Annotated in this window: 18 protein-coding genes; 8 read left to right on the top strand and 10 right to left on the bottom strand. The window is 72.7% G+C overall.

Features of this window, described 5'->3' with window-relative positions; genetic code table 11:
* Positions 1 to 26 precede the first annotated feature (26 nt).
* The 3 genes from AB0D28_RS24460 to AB0D28_RS24450 all read right to left on the bottom strand — a co-directional run bounded on the left by AB0D28_RS24460 (position 27) and on the right by AB0D28_RS24450 (position 3,912).
* Positions 27 to 1,817 carry a 3-hydroxybutyryl-CoA dehydrogenase gene (locus AB0D28_RS24460; RefSeq protein WP_357389311.1) on the bottom strand — a complete coding sequence of 597 codons (1,791 nt, stop codon included), beginning with the start codon at positions 1,815 to 1,817 and terminating at the stop codon, positions 27 to 29.
* A gap of 123 nt (positions 1,818 to 1,940) precedes the next feature.
* Positions 1,941 to 3,005: an alpha/beta hydrolase gene (locus tag AB0D28_RS24455; RefSeq protein WP_357389309.1), complete on the bottom strand. Its 1,065-nt coding sequence runs from the start codon at positions 3,003 to 3,005 to the stop codon at positions 1,941 to 1,943.
* Positions 3,006 to 3,465: 460 nt separating this feature from the next.
* Positions 3,466 to 3,912 carry an FHA domain-containing protein gene (locus tag AB0D28_RS24450; protein ID WP_357389307.1) on the bottom strand — a complete coding sequence of 149 codons (447 nt, stop codon included), beginning with the start codon at positions 3,910 to 3,912 and terminating at the stop codon, positions 3,466 to 3,468.
* A 216-nt stretch (positions 3,913 to 4,128) separates the two neighbouring features.
* Between AB0D28_RS24450 and AB0D28_RS24445 the strand changes: the two genes are divergently transcribed.
* Positions 4,129 to 5,631: an aldehyde dehydrogenase family protein gene (locus tag AB0D28_RS24445; RefSeq protein WP_357389305.1), complete on the top strand. Its 1,503-nt coding sequence runs from the start codon at positions 4,129 to 4,131 to the stop codon at positions 5,629 to 5,631.
* A 9-nt stretch (positions 5,632 to 5,640) separates the two neighbouring features.
* On the opposite strand, the gene nucS is transcribed toward AB0D28_RS24445, so the two are convergent.
* On the bottom strand, positions 5,641 to 6,300 hold the full coding sequence (nucS, locus tag AB0D28_RS24440) for an endonuclease NucS (RefSeq protein ID WP_030503891.1): 660 nt from the start codon (positions 6,298 to 6,300) through the stop codon (positions 5,641 to 5,643).
* Between the two features lie 71 nt (positions 6,301 to 6,371).
* On the opposite strand from nucS, the gene AB0D28_RS24435 reads away from it, so the two are divergent.
* Together AB0D28_RS24435 and AB0D28_RS24430 are read left to right on the top strand one after the other, a co-directional pair.
* Positions 6,372 to 6,989 carry a DUF4126 domain-containing protein gene (locus AB0D28_RS24435; RefSeq protein WP_357389303.1) on the top strand — a complete coding sequence of 206 codons (618 nt, stop codon included), beginning with the start codon at positions 6,372 to 6,374 and terminating at the stop codon, positions 6,987 to 6,989.
* 60 nt (positions 6,990 to 7,049) lie between these two features.
* Positions 7,050 to 7,346: a DUF1540 domain-containing protein gene (locus AB0D28_RS24430; protein WP_357389301.1), complete on the top strand. Its 297-nt coding sequence runs from the start codon at positions 7,050 to 7,052 to the stop codon at positions 7,344 to 7,346.
* Between the two features lie 103 nt (positions 7,347 to 7,449).
* On the opposite strand, the gene AB0D28_RS24425 is transcribed toward AB0D28_RS24430, so the two are convergent.
* The 4 genes from AB0D28_RS24425 to AB0D28_RS24410 form a co-directional block, all read right to left on the bottom strand.
* Positions 7,450 to 9,453 carry a protein meaA gene (locus AB0D28_RS24425; protein WP_357389299.1) on the bottom strand — a complete coding sequence of 668 codons (2,004 nt, stop codon included), beginning with the start codon at positions 9,451 to 9,453 and terminating at the stop codon, positions 7,450 to 7,452.
* Between the two features lie 101 nt (positions 9,454 to 9,554).
* A complete protein-coding gene (locus AB0D28_RS24420) occupies positions 9,555 to 11,708 on the bottom strand; it encodes an FtsX-like permease family protein (protein WP_357389297.1) in 2,154 nt (717 codons plus the stop codon).
* Positions 11,705 to 12,385, bottom strand: coding sequence for an ABC transporter ATP-binding protein (locus tag AB0D28_RS24415; RefSeq protein WP_357389296.1), 681 nt, complete (start codon positions 12,383 to 12,385; stop codon positions 11,705 to 11,707). The genes AB0D28_RS24420 and AB0D28_RS24415 overlap by 4 nt, the downstream gene beginning before the upstream one ends.
* On the bottom strand, positions 12,382 to 12,906 hold the full coding sequence (locus tag AB0D28_RS24410) for a PadR family transcriptional regulator (protein WP_357389294.1): 525 nt from the start codon (positions 12,904 to 12,906) through the stop codon (positions 12,382 to 12,384). Before AB0D28_RS24410 ends, AB0D28_RS24415 begins: the two co-directional genes overlap by 4 nt.
* Before the next feature lie 86 nt (positions 12,907 to 12,992).
* Here AB0D28_RS24410 and AB0D28_RS24405 point away from each other — a divergent pair, with 86 nt between their 5' ends.
* The 3 genes from AB0D28_RS24405 to AB0D28_RS24395 all read left to right on the top strand — a co-directional run bounded on the left by AB0D28_RS24405 (position 12,993) and on the right by AB0D28_RS24395 (position 15,579).
* Positions 12,993 to 13,841 (top strand): ABC transporter ATP-binding protein, encoded by an 849-nt coding sequence (locus tag AB0D28_RS24405; protein WP_357389292.1) that lies wholly within the window; start codon positions 12,993 to 12,995, stop codon positions 13,839 to 13,841.
* Positions 13,838 to 14,683 (top strand): ABC transporter permease, encoded by an 846-nt coding sequence (locus AB0D28_RS24400; protein WP_357389290.1) that lies wholly within the window; start codon positions 13,838 to 13,840, stop codon positions 14,681 to 14,683. The genes AB0D28_RS24405 and AB0D28_RS24400 overlap by 4 nt, the downstream gene beginning before the upstream one ends.
* Before the next feature lie 86 nt (positions 14,684 to 14,769).
* A complete protein-coding gene (locus tag AB0D28_RS24395) occupies positions 14,770 to 15,579 on the top strand; it encodes an alpha/beta hydrolase-fold protein (RefSeq protein ID WP_357389288.1) in 810 nt (269 codons plus the stop codon).
* A 57-nt stretch (positions 15,580 to 15,636) separates the two neighbouring features.
* Here the strand turns inward: AB0D28_RS24395 and AB0D28_RS24390 are convergent, their stop codons facing one another.
* Together AB0D28_RS24390 and murA are read right to left on the bottom strand one after the other, a co-directional pair.
* Complete coding sequence (locus AB0D28_RS24390; protein WP_135241796.1) at positions 15,637 to 16,485, bottom strand: 3-hydroxyacyl-CoA dehydrogenase family protein; 849 nt, start codon at positions 16,483 to 16,485, stop codon at positions 15,637 to 15,639.
* A gap of 69 nt (positions 16,486 to 16,554) precedes the next feature.
* Complete coding sequence (murA, locus tag AB0D28_RS24385) at positions 16,555 to 17,982, bottom strand: UDP-N-acetylglucosamine 1-carboxyvinyltransferase (protein WP_357389286.1); 1,428 nt, start codon at positions 17,980 to 17,982, stop codon at positions 16,555 to 16,557.
* Here murA and AB0D28_RS24380 point away from each other — a divergent pair.
* Together AB0D28_RS24380 and AB0D28_RS24375 are read left to right on the top strand one after the other, a co-directional pair.
* Positions 17,981 to 18,553 (top strand): cob(I)yrinic acid a,c-diamide adenosyltransferase, encoded by a 573-nt coding sequence (locus tag AB0D28_RS24380; protein WP_357389284.1) that lies wholly within the window; start codon positions 17,981 to 17,983, stop codon positions 18,551 to 18,553. The two genes, murA and AB0D28_RS24380, sit on opposite strands and share 2 nt — an antisense overlap.
* Positions 18,529 to 18,945 carry a VOC family protein gene (locus tag AB0D28_RS24375; protein WP_357389282.1) on the top strand — a complete coding sequence of 139 codons (417 nt, stop codon included), beginning with the start codon at positions 18,529 to 18,531 and terminating at the stop codon, positions 18,943 to 18,945. The genes AB0D28_RS24380 and AB0D28_RS24375 overlap by 25 nt, the downstream gene beginning before the upstream one ends.
* Positions 18,946 to 19,172: the final 227 nt, after the last annotated feature.

The raw sequence follows: 19,172 nt of genomic DNA, 5'->3' as shown, positions 1-19,172 counted from the left end.
TCACCGGGCCCGGCTGTTGACAGCGGTCAGCGCCGGGTGTGGTCGCGGAACCCGCGGCCGGACTTGCGGCCCAGGTAGCCGGCCGTGACCAGGTGCTCCAGCAGCGGCGCCGGGGCGAAGCCGGGCTCACGCAGCTCCAGGTACAGCTCCTGCTGGATGGCCAGCGAGACGTCCAGGCCCACCACGTCGAGCAGCTCGAACGGGCCCATCGGGTAGCCGCAGCCGAGCTTCATCGCGTAGTCGATGTCGTCAGCGGTCGAGTAGCTGGCCTCCAGCATCTTCACCGCGTCGTTCAGGTACGGGAACAGCAGCGCGTTGACGATGAAGCCGGACCGGTCGCCGCAGACCACGCCGGTCTTGCCGAGCCTCGCGGTGACCGCGCGGGCGGTGGCCGACGTCTCGGCGGAGGTGCGGATGGTCTGCACGATCTCCACCAGCGGCATGATCGGCGCCGGGTTGAAGAAGTGCAGGCCGATCACGTCGGCCGGGCGCTGGGTCGCCATCGCCACGTCGATCACCGGCAGCGACGAGGTGGTGGTGGCCAGCACGACGCCCGGCTTGCAGATCTCGTCCAGGCTGGCGAACAGCGCCTTCTTGACGCTCAGCTCCTCGATCACGGCCTCGACCACCAGGTCGACGTCGGCCAGGTGCTCAAGCGTGGCGGACCAGGTGATCCGGCCGAGCGCGTCGTCCCGGTCGCTCTCGCTGATCTTGCCCCGCACCACGCCCTTGTTCAGCGAGGTCTTTACCGCCTCGCAGACCTTCGCGGACTTCTCCGCGCCCCGCGTCACCGAGATGATCTCGTACCCGGCCTTGGCGAACACCTCGATGATGCCGGTGGCCATGGTGCCGGAGCCGACCACGCCGACCTTCGCGATGGCGCGGGCGCCGTCGGCGAGCGCGGCGTCCGCCGCAAGCGGCGTGAACTCGTCGGGTACGACCTTCGGCGAGCCCGGCCGCTCGTAGGTGTAGAAGCCGCGACCGGACTTGCGGCCCAGCAGCCCGGCGGTGACCATCTGCTTGAGCAGCGGGGCCGGGGCGTGCCGGCGGTCCCGGCCGCCGCGCCGGTACATGGTGTCGAGGATCTCGTACGCGGTGTCCAGGCCGATCAGGTCCATCAGCGCCAGCGGGCCCATCGGCAGGCCGCAGCCGAGCTTCATGGCGGCGTCGATGTCCTCGCGGGTGGCGTACCGGGCCTCGAACATGCCGACCGCGTGGTTCAGGTAGCCGAACAGCAGCGCGTTGGCGATGAAACCGGCCCGGTCGCTGATCGTCACGTCGACCTTGCCGAGCCGCTCGCAGAGCGCCTCCACGTCGGCGACCACGTCGGCGGAGGTGACCACCGTGCGGACCACCTCGACCAGCTTCATCACCGGCGCCGGGTTGAAGAAGTGGATGCCGATGACCTGGTTGGGCCGGGTGGTGGCGACGGAGATCTCGGTGACGCTCAGCGAGGACGTGTTTGTGGCCAGGATCGCCTCGGGCTTGCAGACCCGGTCCAGCTCGGCGAAGATCCGCTGCTTGAGGTCGAGGTGCTCGGGCACCGCCTCGATCACCAGGTCCACGTCGTGCAGCGCGTCCAGCCCGACCTGGAAGTCGACCCGCGCGAGCAGCGCGTCCCGCTCGGCCTCGGCGAGCTTGCCCTTCGCCACGGCCCGGTCGGTGGAGCCGGTGAGCGTGGCCCGGCCGCGCTCCAGCGCCCCGTCGGAGATCTCGACGGCTGTCACGTCGACGCCGTTGCGGGCGAACACCTCCACGATGCCGGCACCCATGGTGCCCAGACCCACCACGCCCACCCTGGTGAACTCCCGCGCCACGACCGGCCTCCCCTGGCTCGACTCCGCCGTCCGCGACATGAACGGCCGCTAAGGTTATGCGCCGGAGTCTGCCACGTGACGCTGCGTTGTCGAGACGCCGTGGGATATTTCACGCACCGTGCCTCACGCGGTGGCGTTCTCCCCGGCCAGTGCCAGCAGTTCGGCGACGAACTCCGCCGGCCGCTCCAGGTGCGGACTGTGCCCGCAGCCGGGCAGCACCACCTCCCGGTACGTCCCGCCGGCCGCCGCGTACCGGTCCAGCACCGCGCGGGTCTGCCCCACCATCGGCTGCGGCGGGCACGCCACCTCACCGGGCCAGCCGGGCACCACGCCGAGCTGACCGAGGTACGCCAGGTCGAACAGCGAGGTGTCCGAGACGATCACGTCGGCGTCGCCGCGTACCCAGGTCACCGAGGGCTTGACCGGCACGGCGACCAGCTCGTCGGCGAGCCGGAAGTGGGCCGGGGCCAGCGCGTTGAGCACGCCGCGCGGCCCGGCGGCGGTCCCCGGCCAGTGCGGCGAGGCGACGGCCGTGCCCGGGTAGTTGTCGTCCCCGGTGGCGGTGGTCAGCATGCTCTCCAGCAGCAGGTCCTCGTCGTCGCCGAGCGAGGCCGGGTCGGCCACGTACGCGGCGCGCAGCACCGCGCGGGGGCTGGTCGGGCCGTCCGCGCTCCGGTCACCGGCGGCGAGCCGGGCCACGAAGTCCGGGTTCGCGCCGCCGGCGCCGGTGCCGGCGAAGTCGGGCGTGGTGGGGGTGCCGTCGAGGTCCCGGGTGCCGCCGAAGCCGTACGGGGACACCGGCGCCTCCAGCAGCAGGCCGGCGATCCGTTCCGGGCGGTCGACGAGCAGCCGCATCGCCACACCGCCGCCCAGCGAGTGCCCGGCCACCATCGGCCGGGCGCCGGGCCGGAACAGCTCCGGGGCGTCGAGCAGCGCGGCCACGTCGTCGGCGAAGTCGGCGAGCCCTCGGGTGGCGTCGACCGGCGCGGTGTCTGTCCCGCCGTAGCCGCGCAGGTCGGGGGCGACCACCCGCAGCGTCTCCGGCAGCCGGGCCAGCAGCGGTTCCCAGAAGGCGGAGGAGGAGACGTTGCCGTGCACCAGCAGCACCGGTACGCCGTCCGGTGGACCGGCCACGCGGACCGCCTGGGTGATGCCGTTGGCCTGGACGGTGAGCCGTGCGCTGCGCATCCGCGCATGCTGGCACGGACGGCCGACCCCGGTCCATGTGCCCCACCGACACACCACCCCGCCAAGGCGTGGGCGCCAGCCCACCCCACACCCCCACCCCGGGAGCGCCAACCCGCCCAGCCCACCCTCCTCCGCCGCCCCTCCGCCGACCGCCCGCCGACCCCTCCCTGGCGGTGATCAAGGAGTTTGCGTCAGCGCGGGAGTCATTTCCGTACCCAAACTCCTTGATCAATCGCGCGAGGGCGGACCGGGGAGGGCGGCGGTGGGCTCGCCGCGCGGGCTCGGCGCGCGGGCCGGGCGACGCCGGGCAGCGCGGGCCTGGGGTCAGCGGGCGCCGGAAGCAGCGACCTTGGGGCCGAGCACGGCCTCGATGCCCGGCGGGTGCCGACGGTCAGCAGCCTTGGGGTGCAGCGAGTGCGGGCCCTCAGCGGTCCGGAGGGCCCAGTGGACGCCCGGCGGTCTAGCTGACGTCGGCCGGCTGTGCCTCGCGCGCCTCGATCGGCTGGCGCGGCCCGGGGACGGGCAGCGGCAGAGTGGGGCGCTGGTCGCGGCGCATCGCGCCGAAGCTCATCCCGACCGGGTCGGTCCGGGCCACGCCCGGGTCGTAGAGACGCAGGTCGGTGCGGCCCAGCCGGACCACGTCGCCGTCGGAGATCGCCACACTGCCGGTCACCCGGGTGTCGTTGAGCCAGGTGCCGTTCGTCGAGCCCAGATCGGTGAGCATCACCCCCTCCGGGGTGGCCCGGACGGTGGCGTGCCGCCGGCTCAGGTGCGGATCGGCGAGCACGATGTCGGCGGTCGGCGCCCGGCCGATCACCTGCGCGTCCTGGCCGACCCGGAACGTGAGCCCGCGCATCGCCCCGCCGGACACCGTCAGCAACGGCATCAGCTCAGGATGCTCCTCCATGGACAGTCCTCCACCCCACATCGCCCCGCGGCGTCAGCCTGCCACCTCACCGTAGTGGCTTGCACCACCGCGCGGTCACCCCCGCGACCCCGGGCGGTCATCTCCCGTTCGCCGTTTCGGACGGCACTTCCGTCGATACGACGGGCTGATCATCGGCGCAGCGTACGGCCGGTTCGACACCTACCGGCGAGTAATCCTCGGGTCTAGACTTCGGCCATGACCGCTGTGCATGTGCCGGGCGCCCCGCTCATCTCCGACGGTCGGCTGGTGTCGACCAGCCCGGCCACTGGCGCCGAGGCAGGCAGTTTCCCGCTGGCCACCGAGGCGGACGTGCGCGCCGCCGTCGAGCGCGCCCGGGCGGCCGGCGACTGGTGGGCCGGGCTCGGCTTCGCCGGCCGGCGGGACCGCCTCCAGCGCTGGCGCGGCGTGCTCGCCCGGCGGATCGAGGAACTGGCCGACCTGATGCACACCGAGGGTGGCAAGCCGGTCGGTGACGCCGTGGTGGAGATCCTCACCGCGCTGGAGCACATCGACTGGGCGGCCCGCAACGCCCAGCGGGTGCTCGGTCCGCGCCGCGTCCGCTCCCGCCTGGTCCTCGCCGAGTTCAGCGGTCACCTGGAATACCAGCCGTTCGGCGTGATCGGTGTCATCGGCCCGTGGAACTACCCGGTCTTCACCCCGATCGGCTCCGCCGCGTACGCGCTCGCGGCCGGCAACGCCGTGGTGTTCAAGCCGAGCGAGTACACGCCGGCGGTCGGCCAGTGGCTGGTCGACAGGTTCGCCGAGGTGGTGCCGGAGCAGCCGGTGTTCCAGGTGGTGCACGGCTTCGGCGCGGTCGGCGCGGCGCTGTGCCGCTCCGGGGTCGGCAAGGTCGCCTTCACCGGCTCGACCGCCACCGCGAAGCGGGTGATGGCCGCCTGCGCGGAGACGCTCACGCCGGTGCTGCTGGAGGCCGGCGGCAAGGACGCGATGATCGTGGACAGCGACGCCGACCTGGACGCCGCCGCCGACGCCTGCGTGTGGGGCGGGATGACGAACGCCGGCCAGACGTGCATCGGCATCGAGCGGGTCTACGCGGTCGACCAGGTCTTCGACACCTTCGTGGAGAAGGTAGTGGCCAAGGCCGGGCGGCTCACGGTGGGCGCCGACGGGACCGACCTCGGCCCGATCACCATGCCGTCGCAGATCGACATCATCCGCCGCCACATCGACGACGCGCTCAGCCGGGGCGGCCGAGCGGTGCTCGGCGGCCCGGAGGCGGTCCAGCCGCCGTACGTACACCCGACGGTGCTCGTCGACGTGCCGGAGGACTCGGCCGCCGTACGCGAGGAGACGTTCGGCCCGACGCTGGTGGTCAACCGCGTCCGGGACGTGGACGAGGCGGTCGAGCGGGCCAACGCGCTGCCGTACGGGCTCGGGGGTTCGGTCTTCGGCCGGGCGCGGGCGGTGGCGGTGGCGCGGCGCCTGCGCTCCGGGATGGCCTCGGTCAACTCGGCGCTGACCTTCGCCGGCATGTCGACGCTGCCGTTCGGCGGCATCGGCGAGTCCGGCATCGGCCGCATCCACGGCGAGGAGGGGCTGCGCGAGTTCGGCCGGCCCAAGTCGGTCACCCGCCGCCGGGCCCGGTCGCTGCTGCCGGCGATGACGTTCGAGCGCACCCCGGCCGACATCGCCCGCATCGTCAAGATCGCCAAGCTGATGTACGGCCGGGGCCGCTGAGGCTGCGCCTCAGAACAGCGTCAGCTCGTCGCGCTCGATGCCGCGCAGCTTGTCGTAGTCGACCACCACGCAGCGGATGCCGCGATCCGTGGCGAGCACCCGCGCCTGCGGCTTGATCTCCTGCGCGGCGAACACGCCGGCCACCGGCGCGAGCAGCGGATCGCGGTTCATCAGCTCCAGGTAGCGGGTGAGCTGCTCCACGCCGTCGATCTCGCCGCGCCGCTTCACCTCGACCGCCACCGCACCGCCGACCGCGTCCCGGCAGAGCAGGTCGACCGGCCCGATCGCGGTCATGTACTCGCGCCGGACCAGCGTGAAGCCCTCCCCCAGCGTCTCCGGGTTCGCGGCGAGCAGCTCCTGCAGGTGCGCCTCGACGCCGTCCTTGCGCAGGCCCGGGTCCACGCCCAGCTCGTACGAGGTGTCCTGGAAGATCTCCTCCAGGGTGATGCGCAGTTCCTCGCCGGCCTTGTTCACCACCCGCCAGACGCCCGGCGCCTCCTCCAGCCGGCACGGCGGGCTCATCCAGTTCAACGGCTTGTAGGCCCGGTCGTCGGCGTGGATCGACACCGACCCGTCCGCCTTCACCATGAGCAACCGGGTCGCCGGGGGGAGGTGGGCCGAGAGCCGTCCGACGTAGTCCACCGAGCACTTCGCAATGACCAACCGCACCCGCCGAGGGTAGCGGAGGCCCCGGTGGACGCCGACGAGCGCCACTGGCACGGCGGTGCCATATTGAGATCGTGCTCGAAGTCCTCACCGGTTCCGGCCTGGCCGCCTCGGCGGGTCTGAACGCATACATTCCGCTGTTGCTGATGGGGCTACTGTCCCGCTACACCGACCTGGTCGAGCTGCCGAGCGGCTGGCAGTGGCTCGGCAACGGCTGGGTGGTGCTGATCCTCGCCGTCCTGCTCGCGGTCGAGGTGGTGGCCGACAAGGTGCCAGTGGTCGACCACGTCAACGACGTGGTGCAGACGGTGGTCCGGCCGACCGCCGGTGGCCTGGCGTTCGGCGCGGGCGCCGGCTCGGAGACGGTCACCGTGAGCGACCCGGACACGTTCTTCTCCACCCACCAGTGGGTGCCGGTGGTGGTCGGCGTGGCCATCGCGCTCGGCGTGCACCTGCTCAAGGCCGCCGCCCGGCCGGTCATCAACGCGACCACCGCCGGCGTGGGCGCGCCGGTGGCCAGCACCGCCGAGGACGCGACGAGCGTGATCATGTCGGTGGTGGCGCTGCTGCTGCCGGTGCTTGTGCTGGTGTTCCTGGTCGCTCTGGTGATCTTCGTACCCTGGCTGTTCCGCCGTCGCCGGGAGCGGCGCCGGGAACGCGCCGCGGCCCGCGCGGCCGGCTTCCGCGTCTGAGCCGTAACGACTCCCGAAACCTCTAAAATCGGGGCAAGACACCCAAGGAGGTACGGGAAGATGACCGCGTCATTGGAGATGCCCCGGGTCCAGGAGTGCGCCGTCCGGTCCTGCGCCTACAACCACACGAACGACTGCCACGCGTTCGCCATCACGATCGGCAGCAGCGACCACGCCCACTGCCACACGTTCGTGGAGATGCCGGTGCGCGGCGGCATCGACCAGTTGGTCGCCCAGGTCGGCGCGTGCTCACGCGACGACTGCCGGCACAACGCCGACCTGGAGTGTCACGCCCCGGCCATCACGGTCGGCCCCGACATGGACATGGCCGACTGCATGACCTACGAGAGCCGCTGACCCACCCCCGCTGACGCGGCGCCCGCACGCGGGCGCCGCGTCAGCGGGGGTGTCAAGAAGGGGCCCCTTCTCTACCGGAGGCGTTAACAAGGGGCCCTTCCTTTCACCCCAGTGCGTTGGCCTCGCGGATCACTGTCACCAGCTCGTCGATGATGCCGGTGAGCGCGAAGTCCTTCGGCGTGAACACCCGGGCCACCCCGGCGGACCGCAGCGTCTCGGCGTCGGCGGCCGGGATGATCCCGCCCACCACCACCGGCAGGTCGCCCCGCCCGGCCGCACGCAGCCCGTCCAGCACCGCCGGCACGGCGGCCAGGTGCGAGCCGGAGAGCACGGAGAGGCCGACCAGGTCGACGTCCTCCTCCACGGCGGCCGCCACGATCTGCCCGGCGGTCAGCCGGATGCCCTGGTAGACCACCTCGAAGCCGGCGTCGCGGGCGCGTACCGCGATCTGCTCCGCGCCGTTGGAGTGCCCGTCCAGCCCCGGCTTGCCGACGAGCAGCCGCAGCCGGACGCTGCCCAGTTCCCGGGCGGTAGCGGCGACCCGCTCCCGCACCCCGGCGAGGGTCGCGTCACCGGCCGTGCCGACCGCCCCGGCCAGCCCGGTCGGCGCGCGGTACTCGCCGTACACCTGGCGCAGCGCGCCCGCCCACTCGCCGGTGGTGACGCCGGCCCGCACGCAGTCGAGCGTCGCCGGCATCAGGTTCGCCGTGGTGGCGGCGTCCGCGCGCAGCTTCGCCAGCGCCTCCTCCACCGCCGCCGCGTCCCGGCCGGCCCGCCATTCGCGTACGCCCGCGGTGGCCGCCTCCTCGACGGCCGGGTCCACCTGCTCGATCGCCTCGGCCCCCGCAGCGGTGAGCGGGGACGGCTCGGTCTCGGTGAACCGGTTGACGCCGACCACCACGTCCGAGCCGGACTCCATCCGCCGCCGCCGGTCGGCGAGCGAGGCCACCAGCGCGCTCTTGAGGTAGCCGGTCTCGACGGCGGTGACCACGCCGCCCATCTCCAGCACCTTCTCCAGCTCGACCCGGGCGCCGGAGACGATGTCGTCGACCAGCGCGGTCATCACGTGCGAGCCGGCGAACAGGTCCGGGTACTCCAGCAGGTCCGACTCGTACGCCAGCACCTGCTGCATGCGCAGCGACCACTGCTGGTCCCATGGGCGGGGCAGGCCCAGCGCCTCGTTCCAGGCGGGCAGCTGCACGGCCCGGGCGCGGGCGTCGCGGGAGAGCGTGACGCCGAGCATCTCCAGCACGATGCGCTGGATGTTGTTCTCCGGCTGCGCCTCGGTCAGGCCCAGCGAGTTGACCTGGACGCCGTAGCGGAACCGGCGCTGCTTCGGGTTCTCCACGCCGTACCGGTCGCGGGTGATCTCGTCCCAGAGCGCGCCGAACGCGCGCATCTTGGCGATCTCCTCGACGAAGCGCACCCCGGCGTTGACGAAGAACGAGATCCGCTGGACCACGTCGCCCATCCGCTCGGGCGGCACCTGGCCGGAGTCGCGCACGGTGTCCAGCACGGCGACGGCGGTGGCCAGCGCGAAGCCGACCTCCTGCACCGGCGTGGCGCCGGCCTCCTGGAGGTGGTACGAGCAGATGTTCACCGGGTTCCACCGGGGCATCTCGCGCAGCGTGTACGCGATCACGTCGGCGGTCAGCCGCAGCGAGGCGGCCGGCGGGAAGATGTACGTCCCCCGGGACAGGTACTCCTTGATGATGTCGTTCTGCGTGGTGCCGGCGCAGCGGCTCAGCTCCGCGCCCTGCTCGGCGGCGACGGTGCCGTAGAGGCCGAGCAGCCACATCGCCGGGGCGTTGATGGTCATCGAGGTGTTCATCTCGGCGAGCGGGATGCCCTCGAACAGGGCCCGCATGTCGCCCAGGTGCGCCACCGGCACGCCGACCCGGCCCACCTCACCGGAGGCCAGCTCGTGGTCCGGGTCGTACCCGGTCTGGGTGGGCAGGTCGAAGGCGACCGACAGGCCGGTCTGCCCCTTCGCCAGGTTGCGGCGGAAGAGCGCGTTGGTGGCCGCGGCGGAGGAGTGCCCGGCGTACGTGCGCATCACCCACGGGCGGTCCCGCTCGGGCAGCCGTCCCGGCATCGCGTCGTCCATGGCCGGAGTTTAAGTTACCGTTCAGTAAAAGAGAGTGTGGAAAACCACACAACCCGACGCCCGTGCCGGTGGGCCGGTGTGCGACCGGCCCACCGTGCGGCTCATTCGCTGCGGGCGGTCTCCGGGCCGGTGATCCGCTCCAGCAGCGGCAGGGTGGCGGCGACGACCGCGAGGCAGCCCAGTACGCCGAGAGCCACCACCGCCGCGAACCCGGCTCCCGGCACGCGCAGGTCGTAGTCCATCTGCGCGCGCAGGAAGAGGTGCGCGGCGACCAGCCCCATCCCGACCGCCACCACGGCGACTGTCAGCAGCGGCACCATGCTCTCCAGGGCCACCACCCGGCGCAGCAGCCGTACCGGTGCGCCGCTGAGCCGGAGCAAACTGAACGGCCGTTTCCGTTCGTTGAGGCCGGCCGCCACGGCCACGGTCAGGCTGCACCCGGCGAGCACGAGACCGGCCACCACGACGATGTCGGCCAGCCGCTGCCAGCCCCGCATCGTGTCGGCGAAGTCGGCCTCGAAGTCGCCGGGCACGTTCGGCGCCACGAAGAAGGCGGGGAAGGTGGCTTCGAGGACCGTCCGGGCCCGCTCGACAGCGGCCGGGTCCCCCGCCTCGACCGCCACCGAAGCGGCGGGCAGCCCGGGCAGCGCGACCGGGTCCACCGGGGACGCCGGCCAGATCCGGTCGGCCGAGGCGGACTCCCGCCAGGGGATCAGGTCCGGCGGCACCTCGGCGACGCTCGCCCCGGCGGCGCACCGCCCGTACGCGGGCGGGATGTCCGCACAGGCGATCACGCCGGGGTCGCGGCCGTTCTCCCGGACCGGGTTCTCCCGGACGAGCACCGGATTGCGGACCCCGGGGATCGCCGCGAGGTCGGCCAGCAACGTGCCGGGCGCCGGGGCGTCGTCCGTCAGCACCATCGACAGCCGGCCGGCCTCCAGGGAACCCCGGGGCGCGGGACCGCGCTCGTACGTGATCGTCCCCATCACGCCGACCGCCACCGTCGTGACGAACAGCGCGAGCATCACCCCGCCCACCGCGCGGAACCCGGCGGCCGGGTTGTCGGCGAGCCGGCGCGCGGCGATGAGCGCGGCGGGCCGGCTGGCGCGAGCGGCCATCGCCCGGGCGCCGACCATGGTCAGCCACGGGCCGCCCGCGACCAGGCCGACCATGATCAGCAGCAGCGCGGGCAGGAACAGCGCGGTCTGACCGTCCGAGGTGGGGGGCCGGTACACCAGGGCGAAGCCGAGCCCGGCCAGGCCGAGCGCGAGCGGGATCAGCCGGTACGCCCGGGGCGGCCGGGGCGTGACCCGGCGGGTGACGCCGAGCGGGGAGATCCGGACCCGGCGCAGCGCGAGCCAGGCCGCAGCCGCCGCGCCTGCCGGCACGCCGAGGGCCACCACCAGGGCCTCCGGCGCGCCGAGGACCATGTCGTCCGGGAAGAACGGCATGCCGGTGAACGGGATGCCGGCGAGCTGCCCACGGAACGCGAAGAACAACGCGAAACCCACCGCCGCGCCGGCCGCCGCCGCGAGCGCGGCCTCGACTGCCGCGACCGCCGAGATCTGCCGGGGCGTGGCCCCGACCAGCCGCATGGCCGCGAACCGTTGCTCCCGGCGAGCCGCGCCGAGCCGCGTCGCCGTACCGATGAAGACGAGGACGGGGAACAGCAGGCCGCCCGCGACCACGCCGAGGATGAGGTCGACCGCCGCCCCCGGCAGCGGAGCGCTGTTGCCGTCGAGCCGGGTGACCTTCCGGACCTGGTCCAGCTTCCCCACCTGCTCCGGGGTGCCGCCGACCAGGACGAGCAGCGTGTCCGGCGAGGTGAGCGCCGCCGGCCCGACCTCGCCGAGGTCGCGGCCCGGGTAGCGGTCGGCGAGCTGGTCGGCGGGGGCGGTCGCCAGCAGCTTCCGCAGCGCCGGGGAGGCGTAGAACTCCCCCGGCCCCGGTACGCGGGGAACGCCGACCGGCGTCGGCGCGTCGGGGCCGGTCGCGGCGACGTCGACGCGGATGATCTGATCGCCCCGGAAGTAGTCGGTCCGGGTGGACCACAGCAGCGGGTCGGCGGAGGAGTCGGCCGTCTCCTGCGGGTACATCGACGCGTACCGGGTGAGCTGGGCGTCGGCGGCGTGCACACCGGCGAGCGTGGTGAGCAGCAGCCCGGAGCCGACAGCGACGGCGGCGGCGATGGCGACCAGCCGGAGCAGCGCCTCCCGGCCACCGGCGACGGCGAGCCGGAGCGCCAGCCCGATCACGAGACGACCCCGGCGGGCGCGTTGACCCGGCCGTCGCGGACCATGACCTCCCGGTCGGCGTACGCGGCGATGCGCGCCTCGTGCGTGACCAGGACGACTGTGGTGCCGCGCTCGCGGGCGGCGTCGATCAGCAGCGTCATCACCTCCTCGCCGGTGAGCGAGTCGAGCGCGCCGGTGGGCTCGTCGGCGAACAGCACACGCGGCTCGGCGACCAGGCCGCGAGCCAGCGCGACCCGCTGGGCCTGCCCGCCGGACAGCTCGCCCGAGCGGCGGTGCTCCAGGCCGGCCAGGCCGAGCCGCTCGAACCAGCCCCGCGCGGCGCGCAGCGCCGGGGTGCGGCGGACGCCGCGCAGCAGCAGCGGCAACGCCACGTTCTCGGCCGCGGTGAGTTCCGGCACGAGCTGGCCGAACTGGAAGACGAAGCCGAAGCTGTCGCGGCGCAGCGTGCTCCGGTCGGTCTCGCCGAGCGTGTCGATCCGGGCGCCGTCGAACCGGACCTCGCCGGAGTCGGGGCGCAGGATGCCGGCCAGGCAGTGCAGCAACGTCGACTTGCCGGAGCCGCTCGGTCCCATCACGGCGACGACCTCACCGGCCGCCACGGCGAGGCTCGCGCCGCGCAGGGCGGGTGTCTCGCCGAACGCGTACGTGACGTCCCGCGCCTCGATCATCGGGCTCATCGTCGGACCTTCTTTCTCAGGGCGTCCAGTCGGGCGCCTGTCGTCTCGATCCACCGCAGGTCCGCCTCCAGGTGGTAGAGGCCGTGGTCGGCGAGCATCACGTCGACGAGTTCGCCGTTGCGTTTGATCTCGGTGAGTTCGCGCATCCGGCGCAGGTGGGCGGCGCGCTGGGTGTCCAGGTACTCCTCGGCCGGGCGGTCGAGCATCAGCGCGAGCACGACCTTGGTGAACAGCAGGGTCTGCAGGTGCGGTTCCGGTTCGACCGGCTCGGTCAGCCAGTGCTCCACCTCGGTGACGCCCAGGTCGGTGATGACGTAGCGCTTGCGGTCCGGCCCCGCGCCGGGTGCGACGTCGCCGACCACCACCTTGCCGTCGCGGGCCAGCCGGCTCAGCGTCGAGTAGACCTGCCCGTACGGCAGCGGCTTGCCGCGCCCGAAGAAGGCGTCGTAGTCGCGCTTGAGGTCGTAGCCGTGGCTCGGCTCGCGTTCGAGCAGCCCGAGCAGGGTCAGGGGAACCGTCATGACCTGAGACTACACCGAGTGTATACCTCGCGTATATAGCTGACCCGGGAGTCGAACGGGCGACCGCACGACGCACACTTGACGGCATGGAGAACGAGCTCGCGATTTCCGTGCGAGGGCTGCGCAAGGCGTACGGCGACAACGTCGCCGTGGCCGGGGTGGACCTGGACGTCCACCGGGGCGAGGTGTTCGCCCTGCTCGGCCCGAACGGCGCCGGCAAGACCACAACCGTCGAGATCCTTGAGGGCTACCGGCAGCGCGACGCCGGCGAGGTACGCGTGCTCGGCGCCGACCCCGCCCACCCCGACGCCGGGTGGCGCTCCCGGGTCGGCATCGTGCTCCAGGGCACCGGCGAGTTCGACGAGCTCAGCGTCATCGAGGTGGTCCGGCACTTCTCCGGCTTCTACGCGAGCGCCGACGACCCGGACAAGGTGGTCGAGCGGGTCGGGCTGGGCGCCAAGGCCAAGGCGCGTACGCACACCCTCTCCGGCGGGCAGAAGCGCCGCCTCGACGTCGCGCTGGGCATCATCGGCCGCCCCGAGCTGCTCTTCCTCGACGAGCCGACCACCGGCTTCGACCCGGAGGCCCGGCGCGAGTTCTGGGACCTGATCCGCGACCTGTCCGCCGCCGGCACCACGATCGTGCTCACCACCCACTACCTGGACGAGGCCGAGGCGCTCGCCGACCGCGTCGGCGTCATCGCCGCCGGGCGGGTGATCGAGGTCGCGCCGCCGAACGCGCTGGGCAACCGGCAGGAGTCACTGGCGACCGTCTCCTGGCGTACCCCCGACGGGACGTCGGCCTCGGCGGAGACCGCGACGCCGACGGCGCTGGTGGCCGACCTGGCCGCGCGCTTCGGCGGCGAGGTACCCGGCCTCACCGTGACCCGGCCGACCCTGGAAGACGTCTACCTGCGGATGATCGGACACTCATGAGCACCACGACGAAGCAGGCGGCCCCGGTCGCCGCCCCCTCCGCCCGGCGGTCCGGGGCGGGCGCGCTGGCGCTGCGTCAGGGGCGGCTGGAGATCACCCAGTTCCTGCGCAGCCGGGAGTCCGTCGTGTTCACGATGGGCTTCCCGATCATCATGATCCTGATCTTCGCGGCGATCTTCAGTGACGAGATCGCGCCGGGGGTCAGCTACACGCAGTACTTCATCACCGGCATGATCGCGACCGGCCTGATGACGGTGAGCTTCCAGAACCTCGGCATCTGGATCCCGATCGAGCGGGACCGGGGCGTGCTCAAGCGCTACCGGGGCACGCCGATGCCGAAGTGGGTCTGGTTCGCCGGCAAGGTGATCATGGTGGTGGTCATCGGCATCGCCGAGACCGTGCTGCTGCTCGCCGTCTCGGTGGCGATGTTCGACCTGGACCTGCCGCAGACCACCACCAAGTGGCTGACGTTCGCCTGGGTCTCCGTCCTCGGCATCACCGCCTGCACGCTCTGCGGCATCGCCATCTCGTCGCTGGCCCGCACCGCCCGCAGCGGCTCGGCGGTGGTCACCCCGGTCGCGCTGGTCCTCCAGTTCATCTCCGGCGTGTTCTTCGTCTTCACCAGCCTGCCCACCTGGATGCAGCAGGTGGCGGCGATCTTCCCGCTCAAGTGGATGTGCCAGGGGCTGCGCTCGGTCTTCCTGCCGGACAGCTTCGGCGCCCGGGAGCCGGGCGGGTCGTTCGAGCTGGGCACCGTCGCGCTGGTCCTCGGTGCGTGGTGCGTCATCGGCCTGGTGCTCTGCCTGACCACGTTCCGCTGGACCACCAAGCGCGACGGCTGAGGTGTAAGGAAGGGCCCCCTCTTAACGCCTCCGGTAGAGAAAGGGCCCCTTCTTAACGCACGCCTGGCGGTGGCACACTCGCCGGCATGGCACCCACGCTGTCCCGGCGTACCCTGCTCGGCACCGCCGCCGGCGTGGCCGGCGCCGCGGTGGTCGGCGGCCTGGCCGCCCGGCAACTCTCCGGCCCCCGCCCGGGACCGGCACCGGCTCTGCCGGACGCCCCGGCCGGCGACGAACGGCTGATCCGCATCGCGTCCGGCGCACGCGGCCGCGAGGTGGACTTCTGGACGGCCGTGCCGGACGGGTACGGCGACGGCCGCGGCCTGCCCGTCTGCCTGGTGCTGCACGGCGCGTCGGCCACCCCGCGCGACTACGGCCGGTTCGGGCTGGCCCGCTTCCTCACCGACGCGGTACGCCGGGGCGCCCCGCCGTTCGCGCTCGCGGGCGCCGCCGGAGGGCGGCTGTCCTGGCGCGCCTCGGGCGACGACGACCCGCAGCGGATGGTGCGCGAGGAGGTGCCCACCTGGTGCGCCCGGCGCGGGTTCGACAGCAGCCGGCTGGCCGTGTGGGGCTGGTCGATGGGGGGCTTCGGCGCGCTGCTGCTGGCCGAGACGTACCCGGAGTGGCTGCGGATGGCGGCGGCCTTCTCCCCCGCGGTGAGCCCCGGCGACGCGGTCTTCACCGGAGCGGAAAAGCTGCGCGGCACCCCCGTCGGGCTCTGGTGCGGGCGGCAGGACAACTTCCTCAAGGACGTACGCGCGCTGGCCGGGGTGCTGCCCGAGGAGCCGGTCCGCGCCGCCTGGGCCGACGGGCGGCACAACTTCGGCTACTGGGGCACGGTCATCCCGGACGCGTTCGCGCTGATCGGCGCCGCGCTCAGCCCGCCCCGGCCGTGAACCGGCCCCGGACGTGAACCGCCCCCGGCCGCGCGGGCCGGGGGCGGGACCTGCCGGTCAGTACGAGTAGAAGCCCTGGCCGGTCTTGCGGCCCAGGTCGCCGGCGGTGGCCATGCGCTGCAGCAGCTCCGGCGGGAAGAACTTCTCGTCTGCGGTGTCGGTGTAGATGTTGCGGGTGGCGTTGAGCAGCACGTCCACGCCGGTCAGGTCGACAGTGGCGAGCGGGCCCATGGCGTGGCCGAAGCCCAGCTTGCAGGCGGTGTCCAGGTCCTCGGCGGAGATCACGCCGGACTCGACGAGCTTGACCGCCTCCATCGCCAGCGCGCAGATCAGCCGGGTGGTGACGAAACCGGCGATGTCCCGGTTGACCACCACCACGGTCTTGCCGATCCCCTCGGCGAACGACTTCACCGTGTCCATCGTCGCGTCGCTGGTCTTGTAGCCGCGTACCAGCTCGCAGAGCTTCATCATCGGCACCGGCGAGAAGAAGTGCGTGCCGACGACCGACTCCGGGCGCTCGGTAGCGGTGGCGATCTGGGTCACCGGGATGGCGGAGGTGTTCGTGGCGAGCACCGCGTCCGCCTTGCAGATCTTGTCCAGCGCGCGGAACACCTCGTGCTTGATCTCGATCTTCTCGAAGACCGCCTCGACCACGATGTCCGCGTCGGCGGCGGCCTCCAGATCGGTGGTCGGCGTGATCCGGCCCAGCGTCGCCTCGACGTCGGACGCCTCGATCTTGCCCTTCTCGGCGAACTTCGTCAGCGACTTCCGGATACCGTCCACGCCGCGCTTCGTGGCCGCGTCGTCGATGTCGCGCAGCGTCACCTGCCAGCCCGCCTGCGCCGCCACCTGCGCGATGCCCGAGCCCATCAGCCCGGCACCGACGACCGCGAGTCGACCCGCCATCTGCTTCTCCCTCGCCGTGTTCTGCAACGTCTGCCAGAACCCTACTTAACGAGGGATAAGCCCCGGCCGTCAGATGGCCAGGTCCGGCTCCTCCGGCGCGGTGCCGCGTTCCACCTCCACGCCGAGCGCCCGCAGGTCCGCCACGAAGTCCGGGTAGCCCCGGTCGACGTGGTGCACGTGCGAGACCTCGGTGAGGCCGTCGGCGCAGAGCCCGGCGATGATCAGGCCGGCGCCGGCCCGGATGTCTGTCGCGCGTACCGGAGCGCCGGACAGCCGTTCCCGGCCGCACACCAGGGCGTGGTGACCGTCGGTACGGATCTCCGCGCCCAGCCGCATCATCTCGTTGGCGAACATGAACCGGCCGTCGAAGATGTTCTCGGTGATGAGCGAGCCGCCGTCGCTGACCGCCGCCAGCCCGATCGCCATCGGCAGCAGATCGGTGGCAAAGCCCGGGTAGGGCAGCGTGACCACGTCGACCGCCCGAGGGCGGTCGTCCATTCGTACCCGGAAGGCGTCGCCCCGCGTCTCGACCAGGCCGCCGGCCGCGACCAGCTTGTCCAGCGCGACCTCCAGGTACGCCGGGTCCAGCCCGGTCACCGTCACGTCGCCGCGGGTCATCGCGGCGGCGAACGCCCAGGTCCCGGCCACGATCCGGTCCCCCACCGTGGCGTGCCGGACCGGGCGTAGCTCGGGTACGCCGACGATGTGCAGCGTGGACGTGCCGGCCCCTTCGATCCGGGCGCCCATGGTGGTCAGCATCGTGCAGATGTCGACGATCTCCGGCTCCCGGGCCGCGTTGTCGATCGTCGTTGCGCCCCGGGCCAGCACCGCCGCCATGACCAGGTTCTCGGTCGCGCCCACGCTCGGGAAGTCCAGCACGATGTCGGCGCCGTGCAGCCCGTCCGGCGCCTCGGCGATGACGAAGCCGTGCTCACCGGAGATCTCCGCGCCCATCCGGGCCAGCCCGGCGATGTGCATGTCCAGGCCACGCGAGCCGATGGCGTCGCCGCCGGGGTGGGCCACCCGGACGTACCCCCGGCGGGCCAGCAGCGGGCCGAGTACGCAGATCGACGCGCGCAGCCGCCGCACCAGGTCGTAGTCGGCCTCCGTGCCCGGCCGCTCCGGCACGTCGATGATCACCGAGCGGGACCGCGCCACACCGCCGCGGGCCACCATCGGGTCGACCGGGTCGTCCGGGCCGAAGCGTACGCCGCAGCCGAGCCGCCGCAGCACCTCGCCCATGATCGCGATGTCGGTGATCCGGGGCACGTTGGTGATCACGCTGCGGCCGGGTGCGAGCAGCGCGGCGGCCATCAGCTTCAACGCGGAGTTCTTCGCACCCACCACGTGCACGGTGCCGGCGAGCCGGGCGTCACCGCGTACCCGGATGACGTCGACGTCGTTGAGCGCCGGATCTCCCGCGTCCCCCGGCCCCACCGGGCTCGGGCTCGGGCGGGCCGGGATCGTCAGGTCCGGTATCCGTAGGCTGTGCGTCATGGCCGTCCACCTCACGCGCATCTACACCAAGGCCGGCGACGCCGGCATGACCAGGCTGAGCAACAACGAGCAGGTGCCGAAGACCGATCCGCGCATCGCCGCGTACGCGGACGTGGACGAGTGCAACGCCTCGATCGGCGTCGCGCTCGCCCTGGGGCAGCTCTCGGACGAGCTGCGGGCCGTGCTGGAATCCGTGCAGAACGACATGTTCGACGTCGGCGCCGACCTGGCGACGCCGGTGGAGCCGGACCCGAAGTACCCGCCGCTGCGGGTGACCGAGGAGTACGTCGAGCGCCTTGAGGGCTGGTGCGACGAGTACAACGCGCGCCTGAGCAAGCTCGACTCCTTCATCCTCCCCGGCGGCACCGCTGGCGCGGCACTGCTGCACGTGGCACGGACGACCGCCCGGCGCGCCGAGCGTGCGGCATGGGCGCTGGTCGCACAGGACCCCGACCGGACCAGCCCTCTCCCGGCAAAGTATCTCAACCGGCTCTCCGATTTGCTCTTTATCCTGTCAAGAACGGCGAATCCGGACGGCGACGTGCTATGGGTGCCGGGCGGGAAGCGCTGACCATCGGCGGCCTCCATCACGTGGAGGTGTGGATACCCGACCTGGCGGCGGCCAGTCGTTCCTGGGGCTGGCTTCTCGGCGAGCTGGGCTGGACGCCGTACCAGGACTGGCCCGCCGGCCGCTCCTGGCGGCTCGGCGCGACGTACATCGTGCTGGAGGAGTCACCCGCGCTCACCGGCCGCGCCCACGACAGGCGCGCGCCCGGCCTGAACCACCTGGCCTTCCACGCCGGCCCGCCGGCCGCCGTCGAGCGCCTGGTCACCGCCGCCTCCGAGTACGGCTGGACGCTGCTGTTCCCGGACCGGCACCCGTACGCGGGCGGCCCGGACAGCTACGCCGCCTATCTGGCCGACGGGCAGGGGTACGAGGTCGAGCTGGTCGCGGACGCGTGAAGGCCGGCACCCCTCGTTTCGGGGTGCCGGCCTTTCGCTGTTTGTTCGTCTTACTTGTTCCAGTGCTCGGCGACGAGGTCGGCGGCCTGCTGCTCCCACTGGGCGTAGTGGTCGGGGTAGGCCGACACCTGGACGGTCTGGGCGGCCTTGGTCAGCGGCATGTCGCGCCAGCCGTCGACCTGCTTGAGACCCTTCAGGAACGCGGTCGTGGAGTACTCGGGGTCGGT

Origin of the sequence: Micromonospora sp. NPDC048169 (genome assembly GCF_040652815.1) — a bacterium.
Lineage (GTDB): Bacteria > Actinomycetota > Actinomycetes > Mycobacteriales > Micromonosporaceae > Micromonospora.
Note: the sequence above shows the minus strand (reverse complement) of the source record. Positions and strands in the feature narration are given on the sequence as shown.

Bases quoted from the DNA above. Each gene is read 5' to 3' on its own strand.
- AB0D28_RS24375 (WP_357389282.1), top strand. From the start codon at position 18,529: ATGGGTGCCGGGCGGGAAGCGCTGACCATCGGCGGCCTCCATCACGTG.
- AB0D28_RS24410 (WP_357389294.1), bottom strand. From the start codon at position 12,906: ATGACGGTTCCCCTGACCCTGCTCGGGCTGCTCGAACGCGAGCCGAGC.
- AB0D28_RS24425 (WP_357389299.1), bottom strand. From the start codon at position 9,453: ATGGACGACGCGATGCCGGGACGGCTGCCCGAGCGGGACCGCCCGTGG.
- AB0D28_RS24415 (WP_357389296.1), bottom strand. From the start codon at position 12,385: ATGAGCCCGATGATCGAGGCGCGGGACGTCACGTACGCGTTCGGCGAG.
- AB0D28_RS24380 (WP_357389284.1), top strand. From the start codon at position 17,981: ATGGCCGTCCACCTCACGCGCATCTACACCAAGGCCGGCGACGCCGGC.
- murA (WP_357389286.1), bottom strand. From the start codon at position 17,982: ATGACGCACAGCCTACGGATACCGGACCTGACGATCCCGGCCCGCCCG.
- AB0D28_RS24400 (WP_357389290.1), top strand. From the start codon at position 13,838: ATGAGCACCACGACGAAGCAGGCGGCCCCGGTCGCCGCCCCCTCCGCC.
- AB0D28_RS24445 (WP_357389305.1), top strand. From the start codon at position 4,129: ATGACCGCTGTGCATGTGCCGGGCGCCCCGCTCATCTCCGACGGTCGG.
- AB0D28_RS24455 (WP_357389309.1), bottom strand. From the start codon at position 3,005: ATGCGCAGCGCACGGCTCACCGTCCAGGCCAACGGCATCACCCAGGCG.
- AB0D28_RS24405 (WP_357389292.1), top strand. From the start codon at position 12,993: ATGGAGAACGAGCTCGCGATTTCCGTGCGAGGGCTGCGCAAGGCGTAC.
- AB0D28_RS24450 (WP_357389307.1), bottom strand. From the start codon at position 3,912: ATGGAGGAGCATCCTGAGCTGATGCCGTTGCTGACGGTGTCCGGCGGG.
- AB0D28_RS24430 (WP_357389301.1), top strand. From the start codon at position 7,050: ATGACCGCGTCATTGGAGATGCCCCGGGTCCAGGAGTGCGCCGTCCGG.
- AB0D28_RS24390 (WP_135241796.1), bottom strand. From the start codon at position 16,485: ATGGCGGGTCGACTCGCGGTCGTCGGTGCCGGGCTGATGGGCTCGGGC.
- AB0D28_RS24395 (WP_357389288.1), top strand. From the start codon at position 14,770: ATGGCACCCACGCTGTCCCGGCGTACCCTGCTCGGCACCGCCGCCGGC.